The following is a 26,037-nucleotide window of genomic DNA, read 5'->3' as shown; positions in this document are numbered from 1 at the left end:
GAAAGTCCCTGCTGTTGCGGTCACCGAAGACGAGAAGACCTGTTTTTTTGGAAACGGAAGACGAAACAAGTATGTTCGTCGGATGTTCAAATCCAAACGACAAAAGCTCGGACGAAAGAAAAAGCTCCCCGCCATCAGAAAGCTCCATAATAAAGAGCAACGCTGGATGAAAGACCAGGACCATAAGGTGAGTCGGCAAATTGTCGATTTCGCAGTCAAACATAATGTGTCAATTATACGATTAGAAAAGTTGGCAAATATTCGCCAAACGGCAAAAACAAGCCGTAAAAATACAAAGAACCTTCATACCTGGTCCTTTTATCGTTTAGCGTCCTTCATCGAATACAAAGCAACGCTCGCAGGAATCAAAGTCGAGTATGTCGATCCCAAATACACGAGTCAAACCTGTCCATCATGCGGAAATCGAAACAAAAGTAAAGACCGTTCGTACAAATGCCGGTGTGGCTACCACACCCACCGGGATCGGGTGGGGGCGATGAATATTCGTCATGCACCTGTGGTCGATGGTCAAAGTCGATCAGCCTAAGAGGCTATAAGCCCTGTCTTAGGAAGGGTGATGGCACACCCTGATCTCGAAGGTGTGAGCTTCCGTTTTGAATTCAATGATGAAGAGATTCCGTACACAGTCCGGAATGATCAGGAAATTGAAGGTTTTTATCTGCATTTCCATCTTCCAGACTTGATTAAAGTGGAAGAGAATACGGAGCATAAGTTTAAAATCATCTTCCAGATGCCTCAGCTGAAATCTCAGAAGAAATTCATCGCCACCATCTCAGAGCCGACCTATTCGGTGGATATCCTGTTCACCCATATCCATGAAAAGGTTGATGTGGTCGCGATCCCGTTCTTTGATGATGCGGAAGCAATCAGCAAGCTGCCGAATGATATCATTAAAGTGGAGATCGATCGCTGGGTTTTGCCAAGAGCTGGAGTCGTTTTCGTCTGGGATGAAAAAGCGCAATTGATCAAACCTCATGTTGAGAAGAAGCAGGAAATCCTTGGATACTGAACGTTGAAACTGTCTCTGAAAAGAGGCGGTTTTTTTGTCTAGGACTTAAGTATTCTTTTTCGTTTTTTGACATGTGTTTGTAAAAAATAATACATAAATGCAACATTTACCATGAAAAAGCGTCTATAATAGTATTAGAATATCGAGTTAAAAAGGGGAGTGATTGGGTGGATAATGAAAATAAAAAGAAGAAGAAAAAATTCCTCCCAGCAAGGCTCAACCTGCTTTTTATGGTTGTGTTTATTTTATTTACCATATTGATCATCAGACTAGGGTTCGTCCAAATAGTGAACGGGGAATACTTCAAGACGCAATCGGAAATGACGACGAATATAGAAGCCTCTGTGCAGACAGAGCGAGGGAAAATGTTTGACCGGCACGGGGAGCTAGTGGTCACAAACATCCCTTCATTCGCATTGACATATATACGTATCCAGGGAACATCATCAGAAGAGCATTTGGAATATGCTGAGAAAATTGCTTCGTTGGTCCACATGCCGACCAAAAAAATTACGAAGAGAGACTGGCAGGATTATTGGGTTCTCAAGCAAGGTAAAACACCAGCAGGAGCATTCAAAGCATACGAAATGAAATTGACAGAAGAAGAGTTGAACTCAAAAGAGATTGAGGATAGTGAAAAATATAGATTAGTCCTCGATCGGATTACGGAAGAGGACCTTAAACCACTAAAAGAGGATGAAGAGCATGAACAAATCCTCGCCGTCAAAAGGGAACTGGACCGTGCAACCAACCTGGATGTCACGTTTGTGAAAACGGATTTGACTGAAAAGGAAATGGCCGTTATCGGCGAGCACCTTGGTGAACTTGAAGGACGGTTTGGCATTTCATCTACGGCAACACGAGCTTACCCAAAAGGTAACGAATTTTTCTTTGGGAGTATCAAGTCGATTCCAGCCGACCGAGTCGATCATTATCTCTTAAAAGGATACGCAAGAAATAATCTCGTCGGAACGAGCTACCTTGAAACCCAATATGAAGGGCTATTAAAAGGGCAAGATAAAACTTATACATTCACGACCACGAAAGACGGAAAGCCAATCGGAGCACCTGAAATTTCAACAGGAACACGCGGCCATGACCTCGTTTTGTCGGTTGATATGAATCTACAAAATAAAATCGGAAAAATTTTAGAAGAGAAGATTTCACTAGCACGCGGCAGAGGCGATGGCCCGGTAAATAGTGCTTATGTTGTCATGATGGACCCGAACTCTGGAGAAGTCCTCGCTATGGTAGGTAGAGAATATGAGAACGGAAAGTTCACGGATGACTCCTATGCTACACTGCAAAAAGCGTTCGAAATGGGATCGACCGTCAAAGGAGCTACTGTACTCGCAATGCACCAAATGGGAGGGGCTCCAGTTATTAATGATCAACCTATTGCACTGAGAGGCGGACCAAAAGGAAATGAATTCAGTTCGTATGGTGGAAATAGAATCGGTGTGGTTAATGATAAACAGGCTTTGGAGCAATCCTCTAACGTATATATGGGAATTGGTATTGGTCAATATGCTGGTCTTAGATTCCCCTACTCTGGAAGTACGTACTCGCTAAGTGGATCTGCAAACACTGCTAAGTTTAAAGAGACTTTTAATAAATTAAAAGGTGTCTATAGTTCTGTTGGTTTAGGTGTAAAAACGGGAATTGACCTTCCAGAAGAAGCACTTGGATATGAAGGTGGGATCCCCATAAATCCTGGAATGATTCTATATTATACGATTGGGCAGTACGATACGTACACACCCATCCAAATGGCACAGTATGCATCTACTGTTGCAAATGGGGGGTATAGAGTCCAACCGCATTTATTGAAAGAAGTTCGTTATTCAACAGGAACAGATGAACTTGGACCCCTCGTATCCGAGTTTGATACGAAAGTGATTAACAGAATCGATAACACAAAAGAAGAAATCAACCGTGTAAAAGAAGGATTTTACATGGTAACGCACGGTTCAAGAGGAACTGCTCGTGAATTGAATGATACTATGATAGCAGGTAAGACAGGAACAGCCCAAAGACAACAAGGCCCAGGTGCTTACAACCTGACCTTCATAGGATATGCACCGTACGATAATCCAGAAGTCGCCTTTTCTGTTGTTGTCCCTAATCTCAACAGTGGGCATGTGAACGTCGAGATTGTTGACGAGATTGTAAAAGCATACAATGAAGGATATACACCTGAAGATACGGAAGCAGAAGATGATGAAGCAACTGATGCGGAATCGGAAGAAACAAGTGAAGAATAAATGGTATGATCGACATCCTGGAGGGTGTCGATCTTTTTGTTTAAGGGTAGTTCATTAAGTGAAAATATAGAAAGAGATTTGAATTTATCCTATTAGACACACTAAAACTAGCATCGATATGATTTAGGATCGTTCAATCAATCGTTTGCTTAATGGAGGAGGACCAATTCGACAATCATTTTAATACTCAATCAAATGTTTGATTAAATGTTTTTTTTTCGCTCTCCAACAAGGACTTTGGATTCAATCAAACGTTTGTTCCACTTAAAGAAAGTATGAAAATATTTTCTTTAGTATAAACGCAACTATGGCTCAGCCTGCCCCAAAGGCTTAGCTATACCAAGGTTTCTTGAAACAACGGTTATCGTACTAGTCAAAGTAAAGGACGTGGCAATATGAATAGTAAAAAAGTTTACGACATGATCGGTATCGGGATTGGACCGTTCAACCTGGGGTTAGCAGCCTTGATCGATCCAATTGATGAGCTGGATGCTCTGTTTTTCGATCAAACATCGAAGTTCGAATGGCATCCGGGGATGTTGCTAGAGGGTTCTGACCTTCAGGTTCCATTCCTCGCAGACCTGGTCACGCTGGCAGATCCGAGAAGTCCCCATACCTTTTTGAATTATCTTCATGAAAAGGACCGCCTTTTTAAATTCTACTTTTTCAATCGATTCGATATCCCGAGGCGTGAATATAGTGATTATGCGGCATGGGTTGCATCGAATCTGGAAAGTTGTTTGTTCGAAAAGAGGATCGTGGGAGTCGAATACATAAAGGACGAACAGCTTTATGAGGTCCATGTCAATGATACCGAAACTCAGGCAATCGAGAAGTTCCATGCCCGTCATATCGTCATGGGTACGGGAAGTGTTCCGATGGTGCCGATGGATACAGAAGGATGCTCATCTGAAGATGTCTTTCATTCCAGCCAATACCGATTTTACGAGGAGGAGGCGAAGGATTCAGGTTCAGTTACTGTCATCGGGTCGGGGCAAAGTGCTGCTGAAGTATTTTACGAATTGTTACTCGATCAGGATAAAAAGGGCTATGAACTGACCTGGTATACGCGTTCGGCAGGGTTCATGCAACTGGAGTCGGCCAAACTTGGGCAGGAGGTCTTTTCACCTGACTATATCGCTTACTTTCACCAATTATCTTTTGAGGATCGGAAGGATGCCCTTTCAACACTCGGGCAGCTCCGGAAAGGAATTGATCCTGAAACACTGAAGCAAATTTATGATCTACTATATCATCGGTCCGTTGACGAAGATGCAAAGAAGGTGACGATCCAACCCTTGACAGAAGTGACGAAAATCAAGCCTGCAAAGGAAGGTCCGGGTTATCAGCTAGCCTGTCACCAATGGCAAAAGGATGAACGGTTTACACACCTTTCGGAAAAAGTTGTCATCGCGACAGGTTACAAGCCGCATATTCCTGAGTGGTTTGAAAAAATCAGTAATGAAATCGAATGGGAGGATGAAAAACGCTATAAGGTGACTTTCGATTATCGCTTGAAGTTCAAGGATGATCGGCCGAATCATATTTTTACATTGACGAATCTGGAGCATTCCCATGGTGCAGGGGCGACAAACCTTGGATTGTCCGTGTACCGAAATCAGAAAATCATTAATAAAATTGCGGGTAAGGAACTTTATAAAGTTTCCCATGACACTGTTTTCCAACAGTTTGAATCGAAATAAAAAGAGGTGCACCAGGTCTGGGGCACCTCTTTCATCGGAGAATTCTTAACTTTCCGCTTTTACATTTTTCAAAATGTTGATCACAAACAGCAGGATGCTGATGACGGTGATGGTCGCACCCACTCCAATTGCAGGCTCGAATTGCTCATGTCCATAAACGAAAAGGGTAAGGCCAGCCATCATGACCGGGAGCCCTATATTGTGACCCCAAAAATGAATTTTGGCCAGCCGTGTTTCTGCGGCTTTAGGAAAAAGATGATAGATGATACCGGCCAGTGTGAGTGCCGTCCATCCGAGCAAATTGATGTGTGCATGCACTGGGGTTAAGCTGAACGCATGCTCCATGGACATGTACATTCCAATCAGCACACCGAGCCCGAAGTAGACCGCTGAAATTTTAATCAATTTAATACTCATACGATTCCACCTTCCTAATAAAATTTTCCTAACAGTAATATATACGAGTCGCCTATGATATTTAGCACTTTAGGAGAGGGACGAATGACTTAGCGAATCGAAACCCAATGTTTAGAGCTTTGAAATAAAGGGATACTTTAAAGGAAACGTAGCAAATGAAGGAGGGTTCTCGAATGGGAGTATCATTGGAAGTAGGACAAGCCGCTCCAGATTTCAACCTGGCGTCTACAACCGGAGAGAAAATCAGCTTATCCCAATTTAAAGGGAAGAAGCATGTCTTAGTCGCTTTTTATCCGTTGGATTTCACCCCTGGTTGAATTAAGGAAATCACCTCTTGGAAAGAGGATTTCAAAGAGTTCCAGAATTCGGATACAGAACTTCTTGCGATCAGTGTCGATCACATCTACGCGCACAATGTATTTGCTGCCAGTCTTGGAACATTGCCCTATCCGCTTTTATCAGATTGGTTCAAGAAAACGGCCAGGGATTATGGTGTCTTGAACGAGGAAAACCAGACTGCAAAACGATCGGTATTTTTGGTGGATAAAGAAGGGATTCTCCGATACGAAAATACAGAGTTTGACGCGAATGATCGCAATCAATACCTCGATGTCTTTTCTCATTGCAAACATCTTTGTGTATAATTTAGAGGAGAAATGAGAAACAGAGGGGGGATAAGGTTTTGGATATCACTCGTTTACAGCAGCAGATGGGATTTTTGATCGAAATCGATAAGCTGAAGAATGTACTCAGGCAAACTCATATCACAGGAGAAGTGCGTCAGGAGAACGATGCTGAACATTCATGGCATTTAGCTGTGATGGCATTTATTCTTGATGAGTATGCCAATGAAAAGGACATCGACACGCTGCATGTCATCAAGATGCTCCTCATTCACGACCTGGTAGAAATCGATGCAGGGGACACCTTTGCGTATGATGAAAAAGGCTATGAAGATAAGGACGAAAGGGAAGAACAGGCTGCAGAGCGAATCTTCTCGATTTTACCGGATGATCAAGCTGATATGGTCTATGCACTCTGGCGGGAATTTGAGGACAGGGAAACTCCTGAAGCAAAATTTTCGGCGGCACTGGATCGTCTGCACCCAATGCTCCTCAACTTCGCAACGGAAGGTGTTGCATGGAAAAAGCACAACATCAAAAAAGAACAGGTCATGAAGCGCAATGAAACGATTGCCGAAGGGTCAGATGCCCTGTGGGAATATGCCCAGGCGGTCATTGAAGATGCGGTAGAAAGTGGATATTTGAAGGATTGAAAAGGGATGGCCCACGACGAGCCATCCCTTCAGCTTTAATGTTCGTTCAGTTGTTCTCTGATCGTATCGATGTTCCATTTCATCATGTCGAGGTAGGTGTCTCCATCTTCACCAGGTTTCCCGAGGGAGTCGGTGAAAACTTTACCTCCGATCGGTACACCGGTTTCACGGGAAACGGTTTCCATACTTCGAGCGTCGATACTCGTTTCAAGGAAGAGTACTTTGACATCTTTTTCTTTGATCAGGTCGACTACCTGTCGGATTTGGTCCGGTGAACCTTGATTTTCAGCGTTGATTTCCCAAATGTAACCCGCTTCAATGTCATAGGCAGCACTGAAGTATTTGAATGCACCTTCACTTGTAACCAGATACCGTTTTTCTTTCGGAATCTCATTGAAACTGGTCTTCGCTTCTTCGTGCAGCTTTTCCAGTTTGCTTATATATTCTTCTGCATTCTTTTCATAAGTTTCTTTATTTTCAGGATCGACCTTGATGAGACCATCTCTCACATTCTCGACATACTTGATCCCGTTGGAAATATCAAGCCATGCGTGAGGATCCTCTTCTCCCTCTTTACCCTTCGTCGTTAAGTATTTCGGCTCGACACCTTCGCTTAATCTGAATACAGGTGCGTCTTCACCATCTTTTCCAGTTGTACCGAGTAATTTTTCAAACCAAGAATTTCCGGCTTCAAGGTTTAAACCATTATAGAAGACAGCATCTGCATCGGCTGTTTTACTGACGTCTTCTGGAAGGGGGTCGTATTCATGCGGATTAGCTCCGATTTTCACCATACTATGGACCTGGACCTTATCCCCGCCTACATTTTTGACCATATCCTGAAGGATGGAATAGGTCGTCACAACTTGAAGCTTATCATTATCAGGTGGTTCTTCAAGATTCGTGCTGCAAGCTGCAAGTAACAGCGCCATCAACACCCCTACAAAAAGAAAATACGTTTTCTTGAGCATTTTTTCATGTTCCCCTCTCTAGTTCGCTAATGAAGCTCTTTTTCTTGATTTAATGACTTTTCGAATGAAGCCGTGTCTTGGTGAGAACAAGAACACTGCTATGAACATTGTTGTTGATACGAGTACGATTGTTGCGCCAGAAGGAAGATTATAGATGAAACTGTAATACAATCCGACAACAGAAGCGAAGACACCGAATCCTGCTGAAAGATAGATCATTACCCATAAACGATCAGTCAAAAGGTATGCCGTGGCTGCTGGAGTGATCAGCATCGCTACAACCAGGACGATTCCCACTGTCTGTAAAGAAGCGACTGTCACCATCGTAAGCATCGTCATCAATAGGTAATGGATCAATTTCGTCGATAGTCCATAAGCTGAAGCCATCGTTGCGTCGAAGGAAGTGACGAGCAGTTCCTTGTAAAAGAAATAAACGCCTGCGATGACAAGGATCCCGATGATCAACGTGACCCACATGTCTGATGGGCGGACCGCTAGTACGTTACCGAATAGAATGTGGTACAAGTCTGTGCTGCTTTTCATGAATGTTATCAAAATGATCCCGGCGGCAAACGCAAAGGTGAACAGGATCCCGATGGCCGTATCGTTCTTCAGGCGGCTGTTCTGACTGACAAATCCGATTCCGATGGCGGTCAATACGCCAGTGAATACTGCTCCGAAAAAGAAGTTGATACCGAGCATATAAGAGATTGCGACACCTGGCAGGACAGCGTGGGAAATCGCATCTCCCATCAAGGCCATTCCTCTTAAGATGATGAAACAACCGATGACACCGCAGATTACTCCTACCATGACGGAAGTGATCAATGCTTTCTGTAAAAATTCGTAGTGGATGATGGCTTCTATGAAGTTCATGCCTGATTCACTCCCATTTCGTTATTCATGAATGCGAGCGGATTACCATACGCTTTTGAAATCGTGTTGGCATCTAGTACGTCGATCACGTCACCTTTTGCGATCAGCTCTTTGTTCAATAAGATCAATTCATCGAAATACACATTTGCTTTACTGAGGTCATGGTGGACGACCAGCGTTGTTTTCCCTTCTTTCTGCAGTTCTTTTAAGATTTCCATAATCGTGTTTTCGCTTGAAACATCGACTCCGACAAATGGTTCATCTAAAAAGAACAGGTCTGCCTGTTGGGCGAGTGCTCTTGCTAAGAAGACCCGCTGCTGCTGTCCTCCTGATAGCTCTCCAATCTGCCTCTTACTGTAATCCTGCATACCGACTCGTTCTAGACATTGGTACGCCCACTCACGTTCTTTCTTTTTCGGGCGTTTGAACAGACCGAGATGCGGATACGTTCCAATCATGACAGCATCAAGGACTTGAATCGGAAAATCCCAATCGATATCATTCCGTTGCGGTACGTATGCGATTTTCTTCCTTACTTTTTTCACTGGTTTTCCAAGGACTTCGACTTTACCCGTTTCGGATGGAATCAGCCCCATCATCGCTTTGATCAAAGTCGATTTTCCAGCTCCATTAGGACCGATGATTCCGACAAGAGCTCCTTCATCTAATTGAAACGAGACGTCTGTTAAAGCGACGTTACCGAGATAAGAAACGTTCAAATTATTGACGGTTAAAGCATTTGACATTCTGTCACACTCCTTCCTTTTAACAGTCTTTCATTCTTTATATGCTTCGATGCTTGTGTGCGTAACTAACAACATTCACCTTGTGTATAAAAGTTGCGCTCGGGCAACTTTTGCCTAAAAAATAAAAATGACTTTTAGTGATAGTCATAATATATGCCTGCTTATAAAAATGTTTCCTATACACAAAACTTAAATCATTCGAATCTGAATGTCAACAGAAAACTTTGCGTAACTTTTCGACAAAAGATAAGCTCATTGGAGGAAATGGCTCATCCGGGAGCAAAAGGGCACAATTCTGGTTAGCCTTATTGTAAAGCTCTAAACAGTGTTTTACGGGACAGCAAATGGGGTATTTCGTGCTCAGCTGTCCCACAACAACACTTTACGGGACAGCAAGAGGGATATTTCAGGATCAGCTGTCCCAAAACAACACTTTACGGGACAGCAAAAGGCGTATTTCAAGCTCAGTTGTCCCAAAACAACACTTTACGGGACAGCAAGAGGGGTATTTCAGGATCAGCTGTCCCAAAACAACACTTTACGGGACAGCAAGAGGGGTATTTCGAGCTCAGCTGTCCCAAAACAACACTTTACGGGACAGCAAGAGGGATATTTCAGGATCAGCTGTCCCAAAACAACACTTTACGGGACAGCAAAAGGCGTATTTCAAGCTCAGCTGTCCCAAAACAACACTTTACGGGACAGCAAGAGGGGTTTTTTCAGGTCAACTGGAACCTTCTCGACAGTTAGATCGTATGTTTCTGTAAATGCAGTTTAATTTGTCGGTTTAAGCCTGACACTCAAGCTTCCCACCTCCATGGCTGGCGATTTTTACTGTAAGAGTTTACCTCTTCTTATTGATAGCTTGTGTTACAAAGAGTGGATAGATGATGCCATTGACTTTTAGATCGATAAGTCAGTAAGGAGTGATTTAATGCAAAAGGTTGTTATAGAAAGACTTTCACAGGAATTAAATAAAAAAGGAGTCCTATGGGGGATCGGCGGGTCACATGTTCTGTATGAACATGGTCTGGATGTCCGTCCGGGTGATGTGGATCTTGTGATCGCTGTTGAAGATTCGGAAAAAGCGATGGGTGTATTGGATCGTATAGCTGAAAAGTTGACAAGCGAGACGAAATCGCCATATAAAACGAAACATTTTACCACCTATCAAATTGAAGATGTAACAATCGATTTCATGGCTGGTTTTGCTATTGAACATGATTCAGGCGTCTATGAGTTGACATTGGACGAAGAATCGATTGCCGATCATAAGGAAAACATTCCATATACGTTCCTGGAGGATTGGTTTGTCCTTTATCAATTGATCCCGAAAAAAGGGGAAAAAGCGGACTTTATCGAATCTTATTGGAAAGAAAATGGCGTCGAGAATCCTCCGTTACTGAAGAGGGCTTTCGATCAACCTTTACCTGAAATGGTGAAACAACGAATTCAGAAATGCTTGTCTTTGATGAGGTGAAAAATGTCCAAATATAAATCACTCATATTACTTTTGACGATCGTTTTCCAGGGAGCAGCAGTCGTTTTCCTGTTTTTCAATTTCTGGGTATCGATCTTGTTGTTCGTCATTTACGGAATTGCCATTCTAGCACTTTTCATTTTATTGATTATTGAACGGATTAAAGAAAAAGAGGGGGAAAACAACAATGATTATAGTGACTACTGATTCTGTTCCTGGTAAAGAAGTCATCGAGTTGAAAGGGTTTGTAAAAGGGAGTACCATTCAGGCTAAGCATGTTGGAAAAGATATTCTCGCAGGACTGAAGACGATCATAGGGGGCGAAATCCAGGAATACAACGAAATGATGGAACAAGCCCGTAAAATCGCGATTTCAAGAATGGTAGAGGATGCAAAAGCAAAAGGCGCGAATGCAATCGTAGCCTGTCGTCTGCAAACGTCTTCTGTCATGGCAAACGCTTCGGAAATCGTAGCGTATGGAACAGCAGTGAAAATCAACGAATAGAGGGGGAAAGTCATGATCGAGATTCGAAAACTGACACCAGAAGATGCCGAGGATTATTTTAGACTGAGATTGGAAGGACTGCAAAAGTTTCCTGAAGCTTTTGCCTCTTCTTATGAAGAAGAGATTGAAAGAGAAGCTGAACAAGTGGCAAAACGATTAAGAGGTCAGAATCCTGATACGCATTTTACAGCTGGCGCTTATTACGATAGGGAACTTGTTGGAATCGGTACGTTTTTGCAAAGAGAACGAAACAAAACGAAACATAAAGGCGATATCGTAGGAGTGTATGTCGCAAAGCATTTTCAAAGAAACGGCATCGGGTTCAAGCTTCTACAATTTTTGGTGGAAGAAGCAAAGAAAATAAAGGATTTGGAACAGATTCTTCTGACGGTGATGTCGGAAAACCGATCAGCCATCCGGTCGTATGAAAAGTTGGGATTTGAAGAATATGGTCTGGAAAGACGCTCGCTCAAAATCAATGACTACTACTATGATGAATCATTGATGATGCTTATGTTGAAAGACGAACCGAAAATCGAGGAAGCCAAAGAAGCATTGGATATACCCTGATCTTACAATTTAAAACATAAAGCGGACTCTCCTTTCAAAAGGGGAGTCTTTTACTTGTTAAAAACAGAGCGGTTAGTCCTTCATGTATTGTCGTTTCTGATTCTGATTATCTATGATCTTTTTAAGATGAAAATTAGAAAAGAATCTTTCGGACCAGGAAAAAGGTTTAGGTATAAAGTATATGGGGGTGTCTTTTCAACCTTTATTAGAACATATATCGTTCTGTTTTAAAAACTTTTAAGTAAAAGGTTTGAAAATGAACCTAATTACCTAGTTAACGTAAATTAATTACCAATATATTACATGTAACGACAAACTATAGTAATGCTAATTCTTCCATTTTAGTAACAAGTATCCACTAAATGTTCAGAAAAATTTAATAATATTGACTGATGTATTAAAAATTTCCATTTCGTATGATGAAGTTACAAAATATCGGATTCAACGACAAACATCGCTGAATCTCGATAAAGGCAAAACTGGTGAAAGCCAGGGGCGCAAAACTACAGGGGCTAAGGTGCACGTGCACTAAGCCAGCCAGTTACCGAAAGATCCAAGGGGTGTTTTTGTTTTGCGCATGACCCTGCTTTCGGTAAAGGCAGGGTATTTTTTGTTGAAGGAGGAGGTGGAACCGTGGAACTCATTAACCAGTCAAACGGGATCGTCATCGCGGAGAAAGTCATTCCCGCATATTCATTTTTCAAAAGATTAAAAGGACTCATGTTTACCTCATCATTTCCCGAAGGTTATGCCGTCCACATACAACCCTGTCGATCGATCCATACGTATTTTATGAAATACGAAATCGACGTGCTTTATCTCAATGATGACTATGAAATCGTTGCAGCTGAAAGCTACGTCCGTCCCGGAGAGATTGGAAAACATCACAAAGGGACTACGTCTGTCATCGAGATACCAGCAGGAACCATCCACAAGACGAAAATCGAACCTGGACAAACCGTCCAAATAAAAAATCTAAAGGAGCGAGTATCATAATGGAAAAATTAAAAGCATTGATCACAGAAGAACAAGGACAAGGTATGACTGAGTATGGATTGGTATTGGGTGTTATTGCAGTAGCGGTTGTAGGAATTCTAATTACTTTTAGAGGGGAAATTGAGGAGTTATTCAAAGAAGCAGTTGATGCGATTGACTCTCGTCCTACTGAAGCGAGTACAACAGAATAAATTAATCACTACAGGGTTGGCTCGGATCGAGGAGCCAACCTTTTTTAAAAGAAATGAGGTGATCGAATGATTTTCGATATTGTTTTACTCACCGTCCTGATCATTTGCGTCATAACCGATATCCGTAAACGGCTCATTTACAATAAGGTGATTTTTCCTGCACTCATAATTTCTTTCATCTTGCATCTTATGTTAAATGGTATGTCGGGCTTAGGTACATCCATATTAGGTTTCCTATTAGGATTTTGTATCCTGTTAATTCCTTACTTCATGGGAGGGATGGGAGCTGGGGATATGAAGCTTCTTTCGCTGATCGGAGCGTTGAAAGGCCCAGCATTCGTTTTAAATACTTCCATCTATATGGCGTTGCTTGGCGGCTTTCTGGCACTTGGCGTCATTATTTTCAACGGAGGAGCGCTCAAGCGATTGAAATATTACTTCCACTGGCTATATGCCAAAAAGAACGGTCTAAAGGTTCCTTTAGCTTTAACAAAAGATTCAATGAAAACAACCTATCCATATGGGGTAGCGATTGCTGGAGGAGCGATTCTTAGTTTTGTCGGGAAGGCGTGGATTTCATGATCAAAAATGAAAAAGGACAATCCATGGTGGAAATGGCACTCGTTTTACCATTGCTGTTACTTATTTTGATGGGGATCTTTGATTTCGGCAGGATCATGTATACATATATGCATCTACAATTAGCGACACAGGAGTCCGTCCGTCTGGGCGGGCTAGGACTAGATGATGCTGCCATCACTAATTTCGCAAAAGACTACATTCATGTTGGTGACTCTTCAGATCTGCAGGTCAACATTTCACCTAATGATTCAACAAGGGAGTCAGGGGATTACATGACTGTGACTCTCCAGTATCCGGTAGACTATCTTACACCCTTAATGTCAAAAATACTACCTTCACCAGTCTTAATAAAAACGGATTCGACCATCAGAGTGGAGTGAGGAGGCAAGTTTTTATGAAGAAAAAATTGAAAGTATTTAGAGAAGAAGCTGGAAGTTCAATCGTTCTAATTGGACTTGCCATGTTAGCCTTAATCACGATCATGGGTCTTGTCATTGACGGTGGATCGTTGTTCATGACGAAAAGCCATCTTCAAAAGGTTGCAAACGCAGCTGCTTTATCAGGAGCTCAGGAATTGACAACAAATGAGACTGAGGTTCGCAACGTAGTCAACAAAGTTCTTACAGAGCATACTGAGCTCAATACTCTGGAGCACGTGAAAATCGATATGAAAGATAAAATTGGTGTCGATCTCGTAAAGGAAGTTCCATTGTACTTTTCTTCCCTCTTCGGAAAAGGGGCGGTACCAGTGAAAGTTCATGCTGCAGCTGAAATCGGACCGATGGGAGAAGCCGTTGGAGTTGCGCCTCTTGGGATCGATAGGTCTGTCAATCCTCAGCCATATCAGGAATACACCTTGAAGGTGGGTCCTCATGATAATGATACGGGTTTCTTCGGTATTCTTGCCTTAGGAGGTCCAGGGGCAGACACTTATAAAAAGAATCTTCGGAATGGTTATGAAGGGTCCGTAAAAATTGGCGATATTATCGAGACTCAAACAGGAAACATAGCTGCCACAAGAAGTATAATTAACGATCTTGTCAACCAATGTACTGTGACAGAAGAGGAAATGAAGGACGGGGCGAATCCGCGTGATTGCGAAAGGATTTTGTTGATCCCGATATATGACCCTGAGGATGATGATCAGAACCAATTGAAATCCATCAAAATAGTTGGATTCGCACATTTTTACATTACGGAACCGATAGATAAACACAGTGATGAAATCAAAGGAATATTCGTCAGTAAAACAGACACTGGTTTCATAGATAACACGATTGAAGATTTCGGAGCTTATGCAATCAGACTAACAGAGTAGGTGAACATAGTGAGGTCAAAACTTGTATTAACACTAGCGGTCATCATGGGAATCATCACGACGGTGCTTTTTTTCAATTATATGAAGCAATATGATGCGCAGACGGTCGCTAATAAAAATAAAGTAGAAGTTGTTGTGGCGGCTCAAGAGATCAAGCGGAATGTCTCGATTACCAAGGATATGTTGGAAACCAGGCTGATGCCGGAGGAAGGAATCCACACGAATACAGTTACGAACCTTGATACAGCTGTGGGACAATTTTCAACAGCTGATATTGCACAGGGAGAAGCGATGTTGACGAACCATCTTCAAACCTCAAAACAGGAAGAATTGTTCGTTTCACGCAAGATCCGTGATGGTTTCCGAGCTGTCTCAGTCGGGGTGAATTTGCCACAATCCGTATCGAATTTACTTGAGCCTGAAGATCAAGTCGATGTCATCAACACAGTGAAAGAAAAAGACAAACTCGTTTCAAAGATCGTAGTCGAGAATGTAACAGTCCTAGCGGTTGGACGACGCATGGTTGAAACGACTGAGGGTGAAGAGTTCGTCGAATATACTTCTGTTACGCTTGAAGTGATGCCGAATGAAGCTGTGAAACTTGCAAACGCGACTGAATCAGGACCGTTACATATCGCATTAAGAAGCAGAGTTAAAGCTGATGAGGGGGCTGCTTCGGATGACAACTAACACCGTTGAAAAAAATGAAAGATCTGAGACACAAAAAAGAAAACGCGGAGAGATGATCGCCGTATGCAGTGCGAAAGGTGGAGTTGGCCGTACAATCATGACGGTCAACTTGGCCGTTGCATTATGTAAAAAGAGCATAAAAGTCGGGGTGCTCGATGGCGACTATATGTTTGGGGATGTCGGGCTTGCCATGGACTTACAATCTGCTTTTACGATGAAGGATGTCATCGAGGATATCAACGACATAGACGAAGTCACACTCGAAAGCTATTTCAGCAGACATGAAAGCGGGGTCCGTGTCCTTTCTGCACCAGACCGGCCAGAGTACTCAGAGCTTGTGACGAAGGAGAATATCAGCAAGATTCTCGATCTCATGCTTTCACAGTTCGATTATGTCGTCGTAGATACCGGGGTAGGCTTGCAGGATCAGACGCTGCCATTGCTTGAAAAAGCAGATCAAATCTTAATGCTGACGAATCTGGAAATGTCGACATTGAAAAATACGAAACTGATGCTGGAAACGCTTGATGCGATCGATTTGAAGGAAAAAGTGACGACGGTGGTCAATCGCTCAACGATGGAAAGTGTCATCAACGCCTCTGATGTCCCTGATATTTTAGAAGATTCGGAGCTTCAATATATTCCGAATGATTTTCAAATCGCCTCCCAATCGTTGAATATCGGAATCCCATTTGTCGTGAACCAGGGAAAAACCGAGCTTACGAAGGCAGTCATGAAGATGGCAGAGCAGCTTACGTCAAGACGGGAGATCAAAGTCTATGAATCTGCTGAGTCTTCATTCCTTTCTAAAATCTTTCAAAGGTCTAAACGAAGCAAGGAGGGGAAAGTGTGAGTCTACTTCAAAAGGTCAAAGCGAAAAACCAGGAAAAGATCAATAATGGCGGGCAAGTAGAAGTTCAGAGCGAACCTACCAGCCCGAAACCGGATATCGTCTCCAGCTTCCGCCCGCAAAAGAAACAAGTGAAGGATGATAAAGTACAAGAAAAAGAGCAACAGAAGTTCAATAAGCATCAAGAACTGAAAAATCGATTACATAAAAAAATATTAGAAGAAATGAACAATAACGACGACGTCGAAACGATCATTCCAAAATTGGATGCGATGGCGGTTGAGATCATAAAAGAGGATGAGCAGTTCCGAGGCGCGATCGATCGGAAGAAGGTCGTCGAAGAACTTACGCATGATCTGACTGGGTTCGGTCCTATCAATCCGTTGCTAATGGATCCTGAAGTAACAGAGGTTATGGTCAATGGTCCTGGAATGGTCTACATCGAGCGTAAAGGGAAACTGATGTTGACAGGTATCCGTTTTCGGGATGATGAACATGTCATGAACATCATCGAAAAGATCGTATCCCCGCTCGGACGACGGATTGATGAAAGTTCTCCGATGGTCGATGCACGTTTACCGGACGGATCGCGTGTGAACGCAATCATTCCACCGCTGGCATTGAACGGACCAACGCTTACGATCCGGAAGTTTGCTGCAGACCCGTTCAAGATTGATGACCTGATTTCTTTCGGTACGTTGACTCGTGAAATGGCGACCTTCATTGAAGCGTGCGTAAAAGCACGGCTCAATATTTTTGTTTCTGGGGGGACGGGCTCAGGTAAGACGACGACGCTGAATGTCCTTTCTTCGTTCATTTTTGATGATGAACGGATCGTCACGATTGAGGATGCGGCTGAATTGCAGCTTGGACAGCCGCACGTCATATCGCTTGAATCGCGTCCTCCTAATATAGAAGGAAAAGGGCAAATCGCAATCCGGGATCTCGTTCGGAACTCATTGCGTATGCGTCCTGACCGGATCGTCATCGGGGAGGTCCGTGGAGCTGAGGCTCTCGATATGCTCCAGGCGATGAACACGGGTCATGACGGATCCTTAGCCACAGGTCACTCGAACAGCCCGCGGGATATGATTTCACGTCTTGAGACGATGGTATTGCTTGCAGGGGTGGAACTTCCAGTGAAAGCGATACGAGAACAGATTTCAGGCGCAATCGACCTAATCATCCAGCAGTCCCGTTTGAAGGATGGTACGAGAAAAATTACGAAGATCACCGAAGTCCAGGGTCTTGAAGGGGATGTCATCGTCTTGCAGGACATTTTTGAATATCAGCAGGATGGTATTGATGCAGAAGGGAAGATCAAAGGCAGATTAGTACCGACGGGTGTGCGTCCGAAATTTTATGACTTGTTGGAGCGATCCGGACTCGACATTCCTCCAAGTGTGTTTGTTTCTGAGGAGGACTGGGGCTGATGCATTATTATTTGATCGTATTGGCATCCTTCACTTCCTTTTTATTCTTTTATGCGATTTTCCACATGACATTTCTGTCAGACAAACGTATGACCAAACGGATGAATTATTATTTGTCAAACTACAACAAATCCAAATTGGGGCGTAAGAAATTCAATTTATTCGTGGAAATCCAATTATCAAAACAGCGACTGCGCTCGAAGGTCTCGAAAAAGAAAAGCAAAAAGCTTGAAAGCATGCTGCGTAGAGCCGGTGTTCCATTGAAGCCGGAAGAGTTCATCCTGTTCCGTTGGATTGCAACCGCGTTAGCTGCGGGACTTCTTTTCCTTATATCGGGCAGTATCCTGATGCTGATCATCGGTGTTGCAGGAGGCTATATGCTGCCGATCATGTGGATAAAGAAAAAGGAAAAGAAACGGATTCAAAAGTTCAATGATGGACTAGCGGATATGATCTCGACGGTGGTTGGCTCGTTACGTGCAGGATTCAGTTTTCCGCAAGCGCTTCAAACGGTAGTCGAAGAAGCCGATGACCCGATCAGCAGTGAAATCGGTTTTGTGTTGAAGGAAATGCAATACGGCAGTTCGCTTGAGGATTCATTGAATGAATTATATGAGCGGATGCCGAGTGAAGACTTGGAACTGATGATCCAAGCGATCTTGATCCAAAGGCAGGTTGGAGGCAATTTAGCGACTGTCCTTGATAAAATCGTACAGACCATTCGGGATCGTACGAAAATCCAGAGACAGATCAGCACCCTTACCGCACAGGGAAAGCTTTCCGGTATCGTCATCGGGTTGCTTCCTCTTATTTTAGGGTTGGTTCTTTATCTGATCGAACCGGAGTACATCGCTACATTGTTCACGCATATCATTGGTATGGGCCTGTTGGGGGCCGGTCTTATTTCTGGAATCATCGGATTTATATTAATTAGAAAAGTAACGACGATTGAGGTGTAAAGAGATGATGTATATCAGTTTCTTCGCTGCGGTTACGTTATTTCTTTATTCCATTTACGTTTATCGAAGCGAAAGAAGAGAACCTGTAAAACGGAGATTGGATGCTTTTGTCGGTAAAAAAGTCGAAGCTGAGGTAGATGAGAATGATGCCACAGCAAAACCATTACATGTCCGCTTGCTGAGCCCGCTTTGGAAAGACTTCCGCAGAGGATTCAAGAAAAAGATGCAAGGGGAGAAACAAGACAAGCTTGAAGTGAAATTGCTTCAAGCAGGAAATCCATTTGGCATGACGACGTTTGAGTATCGCCTTATCCAGCTCGGTCTGATCTTGATCATCCCATTTTTAGCGGGAGGGTGGGGAGCATTATCAGGTTTCGATTTGGGGGGAATCATTTTATCCGTGGCATTTGCGATGCTTGTTGCGATCATCCTTCCTCCATATTATTTGAAGAGTAAAATGAAAGCTCGTTCGCAATCCGCATTACGAGAGCTTCCGGATGTACTGGATCTGCTGACGGTCAGCCTTGAAGCGGGACTCGGATTTGACGGTGCTCTAAGTAAGGTCGTTTCAAAAAAGGAAGGAGTCTTATCGACGGAATTCCACCGCTGTCTTGAAGAAATCCGCTTAGGAAAAACACGGCGGGAAGCGTTGCGTGGAGTGAGGGAGCGTCTAACCGTAGATGAAATCAACATCTTGATCAGCAGTATTCTACAGGCTGAAAAGCTCGGAATCGGGATGGTGAATGTCCTGCGTGTCCAATCTGAAGAAGTGCGCGATCAACGGAAACAGCGTGCTGAGCAGGAAGCGATGAAAGCACCGGTCAAAATGCTTTTCCCGCTTGTATTGTTCATTTTTCCAAGTTTGTTCATCGTCCTATTAGGACCGGCAATCATCCAATTTGTTGAAGCATTCAGTAAATAATATTTACATTCTTAAATGGGTAGCATATAATGGAAACAGATTAAAGAACTTGAAGGAGGTTATGTATTATGTACAAATTCATTGAAATGACTTACTCACCAATTGTATATGATGCACAGCCCCTGGTTATGGATGTTCATTAAAGTCACCTAATGATAAACATCGAATTTCTTCGTTACTCGGTTTCTCCGGTCCTCACGTATTATTAAATACGCTTTGGTCCTCGAAACTGTCGTGCCTCGAACTTCTTGTTTCTGATTAGTCAACTTAATGAACTTTTATCCAAATTTCTTTCTATTATTAATGAACAGATCCATGGGCTGTGCGCGGCCTGTGGTTTTTTATTTATCAAATTTATTAATGAGACCATCGGGTGATTTCCGGTGGTTTTTAAATTTCATTTAAAGAAAGTATAAATACTTTCTTCAATATAAGGACAATTAATGCTCAGCCAGCAATAAGGCTTGGCTTTACCAAGTTTTCTTATATTGTTCAAATAATAGGAGGAAATTGAATTGAATTTACAACAACTAGGTTTTAATGAAGAACGTATGGAACAAGCAACGGAATGGACTGAAAAAGGATACGAACCCGGAAGAGTCGCATTGGAGCATAAGGGGATGTACACGTTGCTGACAGAGCACGGCGAAATCCGCGGCTCCATTTCCGGAAAGATGAATTTTGAAGCGACCCAACGTGAAGATTATCCAGCGGTAGGAGATTGGGTCATGTGTCAGATACGCCAAAATGATCGGGCAGCTACCATCCACTCGATCCTGCCGAGGACGAGTAAATTTTCACGGAAAATAGCCGGGCTCACTACAGAAGAACAGATCATCGCCACGAACATCGATACGGTGTTTTTAGTGAATGCGCTGAATAAGGATTTCAATGTACGGCGGATTGAGCGATACCTGTTGATGGCGTGGGAAAGCGGGGCAAATCCGGTGATTGTGCTCAGTAAGGCTGACCTGTGTGAAAATGTGCAGGAACGGGTAAATGAAGTAGAAACCGTCGCTTTCGGATTGCCGGTCCATATCATCAGTTCAGAAACGGGTGATGGGATTGATGAAATCACGCCTTATCTGACAGAAGGAAAAACTGTGGCGCTGCTCGGCTCATCAGGTGCAGGGAAATCGACACTGGTGAACCGACTGTATGGAGAAGAAATCCAGAAGGTGAAGGAAATCCGGGAAGGCGACGATAAAGGGATGCATACGACGACGCACCGGGAACTGTTCCTCATGCCGCAGGGAGGATTATTGATCGATACGCCGGGTATGAGAGAGCTTCAATTGTGGAATACGAATGATGGGTTATCCGAAAGCTTCCGGGATGTCGAGGCACTTGCTGAGACTTGTAAGTTCAGGGATTGCCAGCATGGAAATGAGCCAGGATGCGCGGTGAAAGCAGCCATCGATTCCGGTGAACTGCCGGAAGAAAGATATGCATCCTATAAAAAATTGCAACGAGAGCTTGCTTATCTTGAACGGAAAAATGATCAGAAAGCAAAGCTTGAAGAGAAGGCGAAATGGAAAAAGATAACGAAAAGCATGAGGAGGTAGCGATGCTCTACAAACAGTCCATAGAAACACATAGCCGGGATGAAATGCTTGATGTGTCATCCACTGTAAAAGAACTGATCAAAAAAAGCAGGATTGCGAATGGTGTGGCTTATATTTATTGTGCTCATACGACCGCAGGTATCACGATCAATGAAAATGCAGATCCTGATGTGAAACACGATATGCTGATGAGATTGGATGAAGTCTATCCATGGGAACATGCAAAATACAAGCATGCAGAAGGAAATTCAGCATCCCATATGAAGGCGAGTACGGTAGGAAGCTCGCAAATGGTGATCATCGAGGATGGAGAACTGATCCTGGGTACATGGCAAGGCATTTATTTCTGCGAATTCGATGGCCCGCGGACACGTAACTACTATGTAAAAATCATGGAAGGTTAAAGAAAACTTGGCAAAGCCAAGCCATAGCGCTGGCTGAGCCTTAGTTGCCCTTATATTGAAGAAAGTATTTATACTTTCTTTAAATGTAAAAGAGAGGACTCACCGGGCTGGTGAGTCCTCTCTGTATTGTTTAGATACAATTCGAGATTTTATCGTAGCAATTTTGAATTTTATCGGTGCAAACTCGAAAAATATCGGTGATTTGGAAAGTGACGCAATCAAAGAGAAGCAAACGGCATGTTCGCCATTTGCTTCTTTTTTAAAGATACTATGCTGATTCCGATGTTTGCTTTTGTTCTTCTTCCTTTTTCGCTGCAAGGAATCGTTTCGTTTCAGCAACGACTACACCGGATAGACCGAGGAGTCCAATCAAGTTCGGAATTGCCATCAAGCCGTTGAAGATATCAGCAAGCGTCCAGACGACGTTAAGCGAGACAGTTGTGCCGACGAATACGGCAAGCACAAACAGCAGCCTGTAGAATTTCACTGAATTGTCTCCGAACAGGTAAGAGAAACATTTTTCCCCGTAATAGGACCATCCTAATACAGTCGAGTATGCGAACAAAATAATGCCGATCGTGACGATCAAGGCACCTGGCGCGCCTAAGAAGCTTCGGAACGTTTCCGTCGTAAGGGCGGCACCATTCAAATCCCCTTTATACATATCACCCATGACAAGCGTGATTCCTGTAATCGAACAGACGACGATCGTATCGATGAACACCTGTGTCATGGAAACGAGCGCCTGGCGCGCAGGGTAGTCAGTTCTTGCTGCAGCGGCCGCAATCGGTGCTGAACCCAGACCAGCTTCGTTTGAGAAGACTCCGCGTGCGACACCCCAGCGGATGACGGCACCTAAAGCACCACCTGCAACAGCTTCACCTGTAAAGGCATCACTGAAAATCAGGCCGACAGCACTCGGAACAAGATCGAGGTTCATGAACAAGATCACTAATCCGCCCACGACATAAAAAAGAGCCATGAAAGGAACGAGGTAAGCTACCACGCGGCCGATACTCTTGATTCCGCCGAGGATGACGAGCCCTGTCAATACCATCAAGATCAACCCAGTTGCCCAGCCAGGGACATTGAATGTCGTTTGTACAGCATCTGCAACAGAGTTCGATTGGACCATATTTCCGATCCCGAATGCGGCGAATGCCCCGAAGAATGCAAAAAGGACACCAAGCCATTTGGCGTTCAGTCCTTTGTCGAGGTAGTACATCGGACCTCCGGACATCTCACCATCTTTGTTTTTGACACGATATTTTACAGCTAAAATAGCTTCGGCATACTTGGTTGCCATACCGAAAAGCGCACTGAGCCACATCCAGAGGACAGCTCCAGGACCTCCGATGAACACAGCCGTAGCAACCCCGGCGATGTTACCTGTACCGATTGTTGCTGCAAGCGCAGTCATCAGTGCCTGGAAGTGGGAAATATCCCCTTCAGATTTTTTGTCCTGCTTTTTTGTGAAAGCCAATTTCAAAGAATAAGGTAGTAATGAAAACTGTAGGAAGCTAAGCCGCAGCGTCAGGAAAATACCCGTTCCGACAAGCAATATGAGCAGCCAGGGCCCCCATACCCAACCGCTTACATCCCCTAAAAACGCTTCAAATTGAGTCATCTGAATTCCTCCTATCTATATGTTGTCTCTATTTTAATATTCTGCAAAAGGAGGAAACATGCCTTTTATCCGAGAAAAAATAGGGACAAGCTCACAAAAAAACGAAATATGGAAGAAGAGGAGGGAAGAGAATCTGTGAAAAAAGTCTTATTTGTATCTTCTGGTGGTATTTGCCGTGCACCGATCGCAGAAGCGGTTTTAAATGAAATTTGTAAAAATGAGGGAATCAACGTTGACGTCGATTCAGCGGCGACTAGCGACTGGCATATCGGGGATTTTCCACATGAGGATACTGTCGAATTGCTTGCCAAAAAGAAGATTGCTCTTAAGGAAAAGGAAAGCAGAAAGGTCGAGGCAGAAGATCTGGAAGATTTCGACTACATCCTTGCGATGGATGCTGAAACCCTGGGTGAATTGCACCGTCTTGCGGGTATGCGGGAAGCAGGGATGATGGCCAGACTCCTTGATTTTGCCGAGGATTTAAAGGAAGACGATATTCCGGATCCATATATCACAGGGGAGTTTGATAAGGCGTTCGACTTGATTACAGTTGGGTGTGAACATTTTATCCGGAAAATGAAAAAGAACCGGCTCTTAAGATGAACCAGTTCTCTTTCACACATTCTTAGTGATGACCGCTTGGTCTTCTCGTACGTTTCATGATGAAGCTTAATAGGAGAACGACGATGATTGCACCGATCAATGCCGGGATCAAGGCCATACCTCCAAGCGATGGTCCCCATGAACCAAGTAGAAGTGTTCCTAGCCAAGCACCAATGATTCCTGCAATGATATTACCGATGATTCCTCCAGGTACATCTCTACCTACGATAAGACCAGCTAACCAACCAATGATACCACCTACGATCAAAGTCCAAATAAATGCCATATCCTATTCCTCCTTTTGGTTATTTTTGTTGATTTGTTTCTTTTTCATACCCTTGTGTAAAAATCCTTAAACAATTTGCGTAAAATGTTTTGGTTTTAAAAGAACAGGGGAAATTAAATATTATTGAAGAATAAAAATAAAGGAGAGATCATTTATGACTCAATCTGTATACACACCAGATCAACAAAAAACGAATCAGCCGACACCTATAAAAGTAAATAAAGAAAAAGAAGGTTCTTTGCTTTGGAAGGGGATCTTGATCGGTGCAGTGGTTGGTGGCGTTGCAACGTTAATTAACAGGAACACACGTAAAAATGTTCAAGAACGTTCCATCAAGCTAAAAGATCAGACATCCTCTTTATACAAAACTGTACGGGAAGATCCTACAATCATCATGAATACAGTCAAGCATACGATGGATACTACCTCAAAAGCGTTGAACGATTTATCACGTGAGGTAAGGGAAGTCATCCAGAAAGTTGATGAGGTGCGTCAGCATTCTGTGGAGACGTATTCAAGCATGAAAGAGGTCGGCGGTGAACTGAAGGATGTTTCCGGCAAGGTGAGAGAAGCTGGTAGAGAAATTACGGACATACCTGATGAAGAAGACAATAAATATTAAAATAGGATGATGTTGGAGAAATTCACTCCCTTTTGGCAGGAGTGTCGCGAATTTCGCTTAAGTATTTTACCTTTCAACATTAGAATTTTACAGATGTATAGAGGAGTTGAGTGATGGTGGAGAGGTTGAAGCAGCCGTCCAAGAAAATTTTCTGGCAGGATCTATTCAGAAGGATCCAAGAAGACGGAGTGACCGACTTGGCGGCACAGCTTGCTTTTTATTTTCTGCTGTCACTTTTTCCATTTCTGATTGTTACGATTACCGTCATTACAACGATTGTAGATAAAAATCAATTGTTCACGCTCATTCAGCTGTATGGTCCACCTGAATTGATGAACATCGTAAAAGATAATACGGAAATCATCAATAACCAGGGTGGTGCGATCCTCTCCGTAGGAATCATTGCGACTCTGTGGACTGCTTCTAACGGTATGAATGCAGTGATCAGAGCGTTGAACCATGCTTATGATGTGGAGGAGAGAAGAAATTTCCTCGTGGCGAGGGCGGTAGCGATTACGCTGACGCTTGGCATGCTCCTCATCATATTCGTTGCGATGGCATTACCTGTTTTCGGTCAGATGATCGGGAATGTTTTTGGTTACCTCGGCTTGCCAAATTGGGAAACGATATGGAATGGACTTCGCTGGGTGCTTAGTACTGTAATCATTGCATGCGTGATCACCATCATTTATTTTGTGGCACCTAACAAACCATTGCGGATAAAAGACGTCTGGGTCGGTGCTGTGATTGCCACGATTGGCTGGCAGCTTATATCTTGGGCATTTTCTTATTATGTAAATAATTTCGGTAATTACAGTGCGACTTATGGAAGCCTTGGCGGGGTCATCGTCCTGATGCTTTGGTTCTATGTCTCTGGAATGATGCTCATTATCGGCGGAGAGGTGAATGCAACCTTCAATAAGCTCCGGAAAAGTGGGTAAGGATGCATCATTCGCATATTCAAAACGAAAGCGGAGAAACTAAAGGTACTCTTTTGAAAAAGGAGACTACCTATGAGTAACAATAAGCAGAACCATAACGTGAAAAACCATAAAAAGCATACGAGCGATAGCAAGCATAAAACAAGCAGCTCGGCCAACAAGAAAAATCAATACCATTGAACAACCGGTATATAGCCATCCTTTCGGGTG

At 43.3% G+C, this 26,037-nt stretch carries 31 protein-coding genes and 1 riboswitch; of the genes, 25 read left to right on the top strand and 6 right to left on the bottom strand.

Annotation, left to right across the window (positions count from 1 at the left end; genetic code table 11):
• The 4 genes from N8M93_RS20835 to N8M93_RS20820 all read left to right on the top strand — a co-directional run.
• A partial coding sequence (locus tag N8M93_RS20835; protein WP_261134575.1) for an RNA-guided endonuclease TnpB family protein occupies window positions 1–547 on the top strand: 547 nt, incomplete at its 5' end.
• A gap of 30 nt (window positions 548–577) precedes the next feature.
• Window positions 578–1,030: a hypothetical protein gene (locus N8M93_RS20830; RefSeq protein WP_261134573.1), complete on the top strand. Its 453-nt coding sequence runs from the start codon at window positions 578–580 to the stop codon at window positions 1,028–1,030.
• Between the two features lie 167 nt (window positions 1,031–1,197).
• Window positions 1,198–3,294: a penicillin-binding protein 2 gene (locus tag N8M93_RS20825; protein ID WP_261134572.1), complete on the top strand. Its 2,097-nt coding sequence runs from the start codon at window positions 1,198–1,200 to the stop codon at window positions 3,292–3,294.
• 395 nt (window positions 3,295–3,689) lie between these two features.
• Window positions 3,690–4,997, top strand: coding sequence for a lysine N(6)-hydroxylase/L-ornithine N(5)-oxygenase family protein (locus N8M93_RS20820; protein WP_261134571.1), 1,308 nt, complete (start codon window positions 3,690–3,692; stop codon window positions 4,995–4,997).
• 45 nt (window positions 4,998–5,042) lie between these two features.
• On the opposite strand, the gene N8M93_RS20815 is transcribed toward N8M93_RS20820, so the two are convergent.
• Entirely contained in the window at window positions 5,043–5,414 is a 372-nt protein-coding gene (locus N8M93_RS20815; protein ID WP_261134570.1) for a cbb3-type cytochrome c oxidase subunit I, read from the bottom strand.
• Window positions 5,415–5,569: 155 nt separating this feature from the next.
• Here N8M93_RS20815 and N8M93_RS20810 point away from each other — a divergent pair, with 155 nt between their 5' ends.
• Window positions 5,570–6,058 carry a redoxin domain-containing protein gene (locus tag N8M93_RS20810; RefSeq protein ID WP_314728318.1) on the top strand — a complete coding sequence of 163 codons (489 nt, stop codon included), beginning with the start codon at window positions 5,570–5,572 and terminating at the stop codon, window positions 6,056–6,058.
• 38 nt (window positions 6,059–6,096) lie between these two features.
• On the top strand, window positions 6,097–6,690 hold the full coding sequence (locus tag N8M93_RS20805; protein WP_314728317.1) for an HD domain-containing protein: 594 nt from the start codon (window positions 6,097–6,099) through the stop codon (window positions 6,688–6,690).
• A 35-nt stretch (window positions 6,691–6,725) separates the two neighbouring features.
• Here N8M93_RS20805 and N8M93_RS20800 read toward each other — a convergent pair whose 3' ends face one another.
• Genes N8M93_RS20800 through N8M93_RS20790 form a run of 3 tightly spaced genes read right to left on the bottom strand, consistent with a single transcriptional unit; the run spans window position 6,726 to window position 9,283 of the window.
• Window positions 6,726–7,661 (bottom strand): metal ABC transporter substrate-binding protein, encoded by a 936-nt coding sequence (locus N8M93_RS20800; RefSeq protein WP_261134568.1) that lies wholly within the window; start codon window positions 7,659–7,661, stop codon window positions 6,726–6,728.
• Window positions 7,662–7,679: 18 nt separating this feature from the next.
• Window positions 7,680–8,537: a metal ABC transporter permease gene (locus tag N8M93_RS20795; protein ID WP_261134567.1), complete on the bottom strand. Its 858-nt coding sequence runs from the start codon at window positions 8,535–8,537 to the stop codon at window positions 7,680–7,682.
• Window positions 8,534–9,283, bottom strand: coding sequence for a metal ABC transporter ATP-binding protein (locus N8M93_RS20790; protein WP_261134566.1), 750 nt, complete (start codon window positions 9,281–9,283; stop codon window positions 8,534–8,536). The genes N8M93_RS20795 and N8M93_RS20790 overlap by 4 nt, the downstream gene beginning before the upstream one ends.
• Before the next feature lie 934 nt (window positions 9,284–10,217).
• Here N8M93_RS20790 and N8M93_RS20785 point away from each other — a divergent pair.
• The 16 genes from N8M93_RS20785 (at window position 10,218) to N8M93_RS20710 (ending at window position 21,748) form a co-directional block, all read left to right on the top strand.
• On the top strand, window positions 10,218–10,763 hold the full coding sequence (locus tag N8M93_RS20785) for a hypothetical protein (RefSeq protein WP_261134565.1): 546 nt from the start codon (window positions 10,218–10,220) through the stop codon (window positions 10,761–10,763).
• 3 nt (window positions 10,764–10,766) lie between these two features.
• Window positions 10,767–10,970, top strand: a complete 204-nt coding sequence (locus tag N8M93_RS20780; RefSeq protein WP_261134564.1) for a hypothetical protein — start codon at window positions 10,767–10,769, stop codon at window positions 10,968–10,970.
• Complete coding sequence (locus N8M93_RS20775; protein WP_221568525.1) at window positions 10,951–11,268, top strand: YbjQ family protein; 318 nt, start codon at window positions 10,951–10,953, stop codon at window positions 11,266–11,268. Before N8M93_RS20780 ends, N8M93_RS20775 begins: the two co-directional genes overlap by 20 nt.
• Before the next feature lie 12 nt (window positions 11,269–11,280).
• Entirely contained in the window at window positions 11,281–11,838 is a 558-nt protein-coding gene (locus tag N8M93_RS20770) for a GNAT family N-acetyltransferase (protein ID WP_261134563.1), read from the top strand.
• A gap of 462 nt (window positions 11,839–12,300) precedes the next feature.
• A riboswitch (cyclic di-GMP riboswitch) is annotated at window positions 12,301–12,387 on the top strand.
• An 84-nt stretch (window positions 12,388–12,471) separates the two neighbouring features.
• Entirely contained in the window at window positions 12,472–12,834 is a 363-nt protein-coding gene (locus tag N8M93_RS20765; RefSeq protein ID WP_261134562.1) for a DUF192 domain-containing protein, read from the top strand.
• A complete protein-coding gene (locus N8M93_RS20760) occupies window positions 12,834–13,025 on the top strand; it encodes a Flp family type IVb pilin (RefSeq protein WP_396125750.1) in 192 nt (63 codons plus the stop codon). Before N8M93_RS20765 ends, N8M93_RS20760 begins: the two co-directional genes overlap by 1 nt.
• A gap of 66 nt (window positions 13,026–13,091) precedes the next feature.
• Window positions 13,092–13,607 carry a prepilin peptidase gene (locus tag N8M93_RS20755; protein WP_261134561.1) on the top strand — a complete coding sequence of 172 codons (516 nt, stop codon included), beginning with the start codon at window positions 13,092–13,094 and terminating at the stop codon, window positions 13,605–13,607.
• A complete protein-coding gene (locus N8M93_RS20750; RefSeq protein ID WP_261134559.1) occupies window positions 13,604–13,987 on the top strand; it encodes a TadE/TadG family type IV pilus assembly protein in 384 nt (127 codons plus the stop codon). The genes N8M93_RS20755 and N8M93_RS20750 overlap by 4 nt, the downstream gene beginning before the upstream one ends.
• Before the next feature lie 14 nt (window positions 13,988–14,001).
• Window positions 14,002–14,925, top strand: a complete 924-nt coding sequence (locus N8M93_RS20745; protein ID WP_261134558.1) for a pilus assembly protein TadG-related protein — start codon at window positions 14,002–14,004, stop codon at window positions 14,923–14,925.
• Between the two features lie 9 nt (window positions 14,926–14,934).
• On the top strand, window positions 14,935–15,615 hold the full coding sequence (gene cpaB / locus N8M93_RS20740) for a Flp pilus assembly protein CpaB (protein WP_261134557.1): 681 nt from the start codon (window positions 14,935–14,937) through the stop codon (window positions 15,613–15,615).
• Entirely contained in the window at window positions 15,605–16,468 is an 864-nt protein-coding gene (locus tag N8M93_RS20735) for an AAA family ATPase (protein WP_261134556.1), read from the top strand. Before cpaB ends, N8M93_RS20735 begins: the two co-directional genes overlap by 11 nt.
• On the top strand, window positions 16,465–17,898 hold the full coding sequence (locus N8M93_RS20730) for a CpaF family protein (protein ID WP_261134555.1): 1,434 nt from the start codon (window positions 16,465–16,467) through the stop codon (window positions 17,896–17,898). Before N8M93_RS20735 ends, N8M93_RS20730 begins: the two co-directional genes overlap by 4 nt.
• Complete coding sequence (locus N8M93_RS20725) at window positions 17,898–18,857, top strand: type II secretion system F family protein (RefSeq protein WP_261134554.1); 960 nt, start codon at window positions 17,898–17,900, stop codon at window positions 18,855–18,857. The genes N8M93_RS20730 and N8M93_RS20725 overlap by 1 nt, the downstream gene beginning before the upstream one ends.
• Window positions 18,858–18,861: 4 nt before the next feature.
• Window positions 18,862–19,779: a type II secretion system F family protein gene (locus N8M93_RS20720; protein WP_261134553.1), complete on the top strand. Its 918-nt coding sequence runs from the start codon at window positions 18,862–18,864 to the stop codon at window positions 19,777–19,779.
• A gap of 515 nt (window positions 19,780–20,294) precedes the next feature.
• Window positions 20,295–21,344, top strand: coding sequence for a ribosome small subunit-dependent GTPase A (gene rsgA, locus N8M93_RS20715; protein WP_396125748.1), 1,050 nt, complete (start codon window positions 20,295–20,297; stop codon window positions 21,342–21,344).
• On the top strand, window positions 21,311–21,748 hold the full coding sequence (locus tag N8M93_RS20710) for a secondary thiamine-phosphate synthase enzyme YjbQ (protein WP_261134552.1): 438 nt from the start codon (window positions 21,311–21,313) through the stop codon (window positions 21,746–21,748). The genes rsgA and N8M93_RS20710 overlap by 34 nt, the downstream gene beginning before the upstream one ends.
• Before the next feature lie 268 nt (window positions 21,749–22,016).
• Here N8M93_RS20710 and N8M93_RS20705 read toward each other — a convergent pair whose 3' ends face one another.
• The gene (locus tag N8M93_RS20705) at window positions 22,017–23,375 is read right to left on the bottom strand and encodes a sodium:alanine symporter family protein (RefSeq protein WP_261134551.1); all 1,359 of its coding nucleotides are present in this window, start codon (window positions 23,373–23,375) and stop codon (window positions 22,017–22,019) included.
• A gap of 135 nt (window positions 23,376–23,510) precedes the next feature.
• Here N8M93_RS20705 and N8M93_RS20700 point away from each other — a divergent pair, with 135 nt between their 5' ends.
• Window positions 23,511–23,978 carry a low molecular weight protein-tyrosine-phosphatase gene (locus tag N8M93_RS20700; protein ID WP_261134550.1) on the top strand — a complete coding sequence of 156 codons (468 nt, stop codon included), beginning with the start codon at window positions 23,511–23,513 and terminating at the stop codon, window positions 23,976–23,978.
• A 22-nt stretch (window positions 23,979–24,000) separates the two neighbouring features.
• Here the strand turns inward: N8M93_RS20700 and N8M93_RS20695 are convergent, their stop codons facing one another.
• A complete protein-coding gene (locus N8M93_RS20695; RefSeq protein ID WP_261134549.1) occupies window positions 24,001–24,264 on the bottom strand; it encodes a GlsB/YeaQ/YmgE family stress response membrane protein in 264 nt (87 codons plus the stop codon).
• 154 nt (window positions 24,265–24,418) lie between these two features.
• On the opposite strand from N8M93_RS20695, the gene N8M93_RS20690 reads away from it, so the two are divergent.
• Together N8M93_RS20690 and N8M93_RS20685 are read left to right on the top strand one after the other, a co-directional pair.
• The gene (locus tag N8M93_RS20690) at window positions 24,419–24,886 is read left to right on the top strand and encodes a YtxH domain-containing protein (RefSeq protein ID WP_261134548.1); all 468 of its coding nucleotides are present in this window, start codon (window positions 24,419–24,421) and stop codon (window positions 24,884–24,886) included.
• Window positions 24,887–24,999: 113 nt separating this feature from the next.
• Window positions 25,000–25,827, top strand: coding sequence for a YihY/virulence factor BrkB family protein (locus N8M93_RS20685; RefSeq protein ID WP_261134547.1), 828 nt, complete (start codon window positions 25,000–25,002; stop codon window positions 25,825–25,827).
• Window positions 25,828–26,037: the final 210 nt, after the last annotated feature.

The organism is Bacillus sp. Marseille-Q3570 (genome assembly GCF_946151055.1).
In the GTDB taxonomy this organism is placed as follows: domain Bacteria; phylum Bacillota; class Bacilli; order Bacillales; family Fictibacillaceae; genus Pseudalkalibacillus.
This window is presented reverse-complemented; position numbering and strand designations above follow the sequence as displayed.

Bases quoted from the DNA above. Each gene is read 5' to 3' on its own strand.
- N8M93_RS20830 (WP_261134573.1), top strand. From the start codon at position 578: ATGGCACACCCTGATCTCGAAGGTGTGAGCTTCCGTTTTGAATTCAAT.
- N8M93_RS20820 (WP_261134571.1), top strand. From the start codon at position 3,690: ATGAATAGTAAAAAAGTTTACGACATGATCGGTATCGGGATTGGACCG.
- N8M93_RS20815 (WP_261134570.1), bottom strand. From the start codon at position 5,414: ATGAGTATTAAATTGATTAAAATTTCAGCGGTCTACTTCGGGCTCGGT.
- N8M93_RS20800 (WP_261134568.1), bottom strand. From the start codon at position 7,661: ATGCTCAAGAAAACGTATTTTCTTTTTGTAGGGGTGTTGATGGCGCTG.
- N8M93_RS20795 (WP_261134567.1), bottom strand. From the start codon at position 8,537: ATGAACTTCATAGAAGCCATCATCCACTACGAATTTTTACAGAAAGCA.
- N8M93_RS20790 (WP_261134566.1), bottom strand. From the start codon at position 9,283: ATGTCAAATGCTTTAACCGTCAATAATTTGAACGTTTCTTATCTCGGT.
- N8M93_RS20785 (WP_261134565.1), top strand. From the start codon at position 10,218: ATGCAAAAGGTTGTTATAGAAAGACTTTCACAGGAATTAAATAAAAAA.
- N8M93_RS20780 (WP_261134564.1), top strand. From the start codon at position 10,767: ATGTCCAAATATAAATCACTCATATTACTTTTGACGATCGTTTTCCAG.
- N8M93_RS20775 (WP_221568525.1), top strand. From the start codon at position 10,951: ATGATTATAGTGACTACTGATTCTGTTCCTGGTAAAGAAGTCATCGAG.
- N8M93_RS20770 (WP_261134563.1), top strand. From the start codon at position 11,281: ATGATCGAGATTCGAAAACTGACACCAGAAGATGCCGAGGATTATTTT.
- N8M93_RS20760 (WP_396125750.1), top strand. From the start codon at position 12,834: ATGGAAAAATTAAAAGCATTGATCACAGAAGAACAAGGACAAGGTATG.
- N8M93_RS20755 (WP_261134561.1), top strand. From the start codon at position 13,092: ATGATTTTCGATATTGTTTTACTCACCGTCCTGATCATTTGCGTCATA.
- N8M93_RS20750 (WP_261134559.1), top strand. From the start codon at position 13,604: ATGATCAAAAATGAAAAAGGACAATCCATGGTGGAAATGGCACTCGTT.
- N8M93_RS20745 (WP_261134558.1), top strand. From the start codon at position 14,002: ATGAAGAAAAAATTGAAAGTATTTAGAGAAGAAGCTGGAAGTTCAATC.
- N8M93_RS20735 (WP_261134556.1), top strand. From the start codon at position 15,605: ATGACAACTAACACCGTTGAAAAAAATGAAAGATCTGAGACACAAAAA.
- N8M93_RS20725 (WP_261134554.1), top strand. From the start codon at position 17,898: ATGCATTATTATTTGATCGTATTGGCATCCTTCACTTCCTTTTTATTC.
- N8M93_RS20720 (WP_261134553.1), top strand. From the start codon at position 18,862: ATGATGTATATCAGTTTCTTCGCTGCGGTTACGTTATTTCTTTATTCC.
- N8M93_RS20710 (WP_261134552.1), top strand. From the start codon at position 21,311: ATGGAAAAAGATAACGAAAAGCATGAGGAGGTAGCGATGCTCTACAAA.
- N8M93_RS20705 (WP_261134551.1), bottom strand. From the start codon at position 23,375: ATGACTCAATTTGAAGCGTTTTTAGGGGATGTAAGCGGTTGGGTATGG.
- N8M93_RS20695 (WP_261134549.1), bottom strand. From the start codon at position 24,264: ATGGCATTTATTTGGACTTTGATCGTAGGTGGTATCATTGGTTGGTTA.
- N8M93_RS20690 (WP_261134548.1), top strand. From the start codon at position 24,419: ATGACTCAATCTGTATACACACCAGATCAACAAAAAACGAATCAGCCG.
- N8M93_RS20685 (WP_261134547.1), top strand. From the start codon at position 25,000: ATGGTGGAGAGGTTGAAGCAGCCGTCCAAGAAAATTTTCTGGCAGGAT.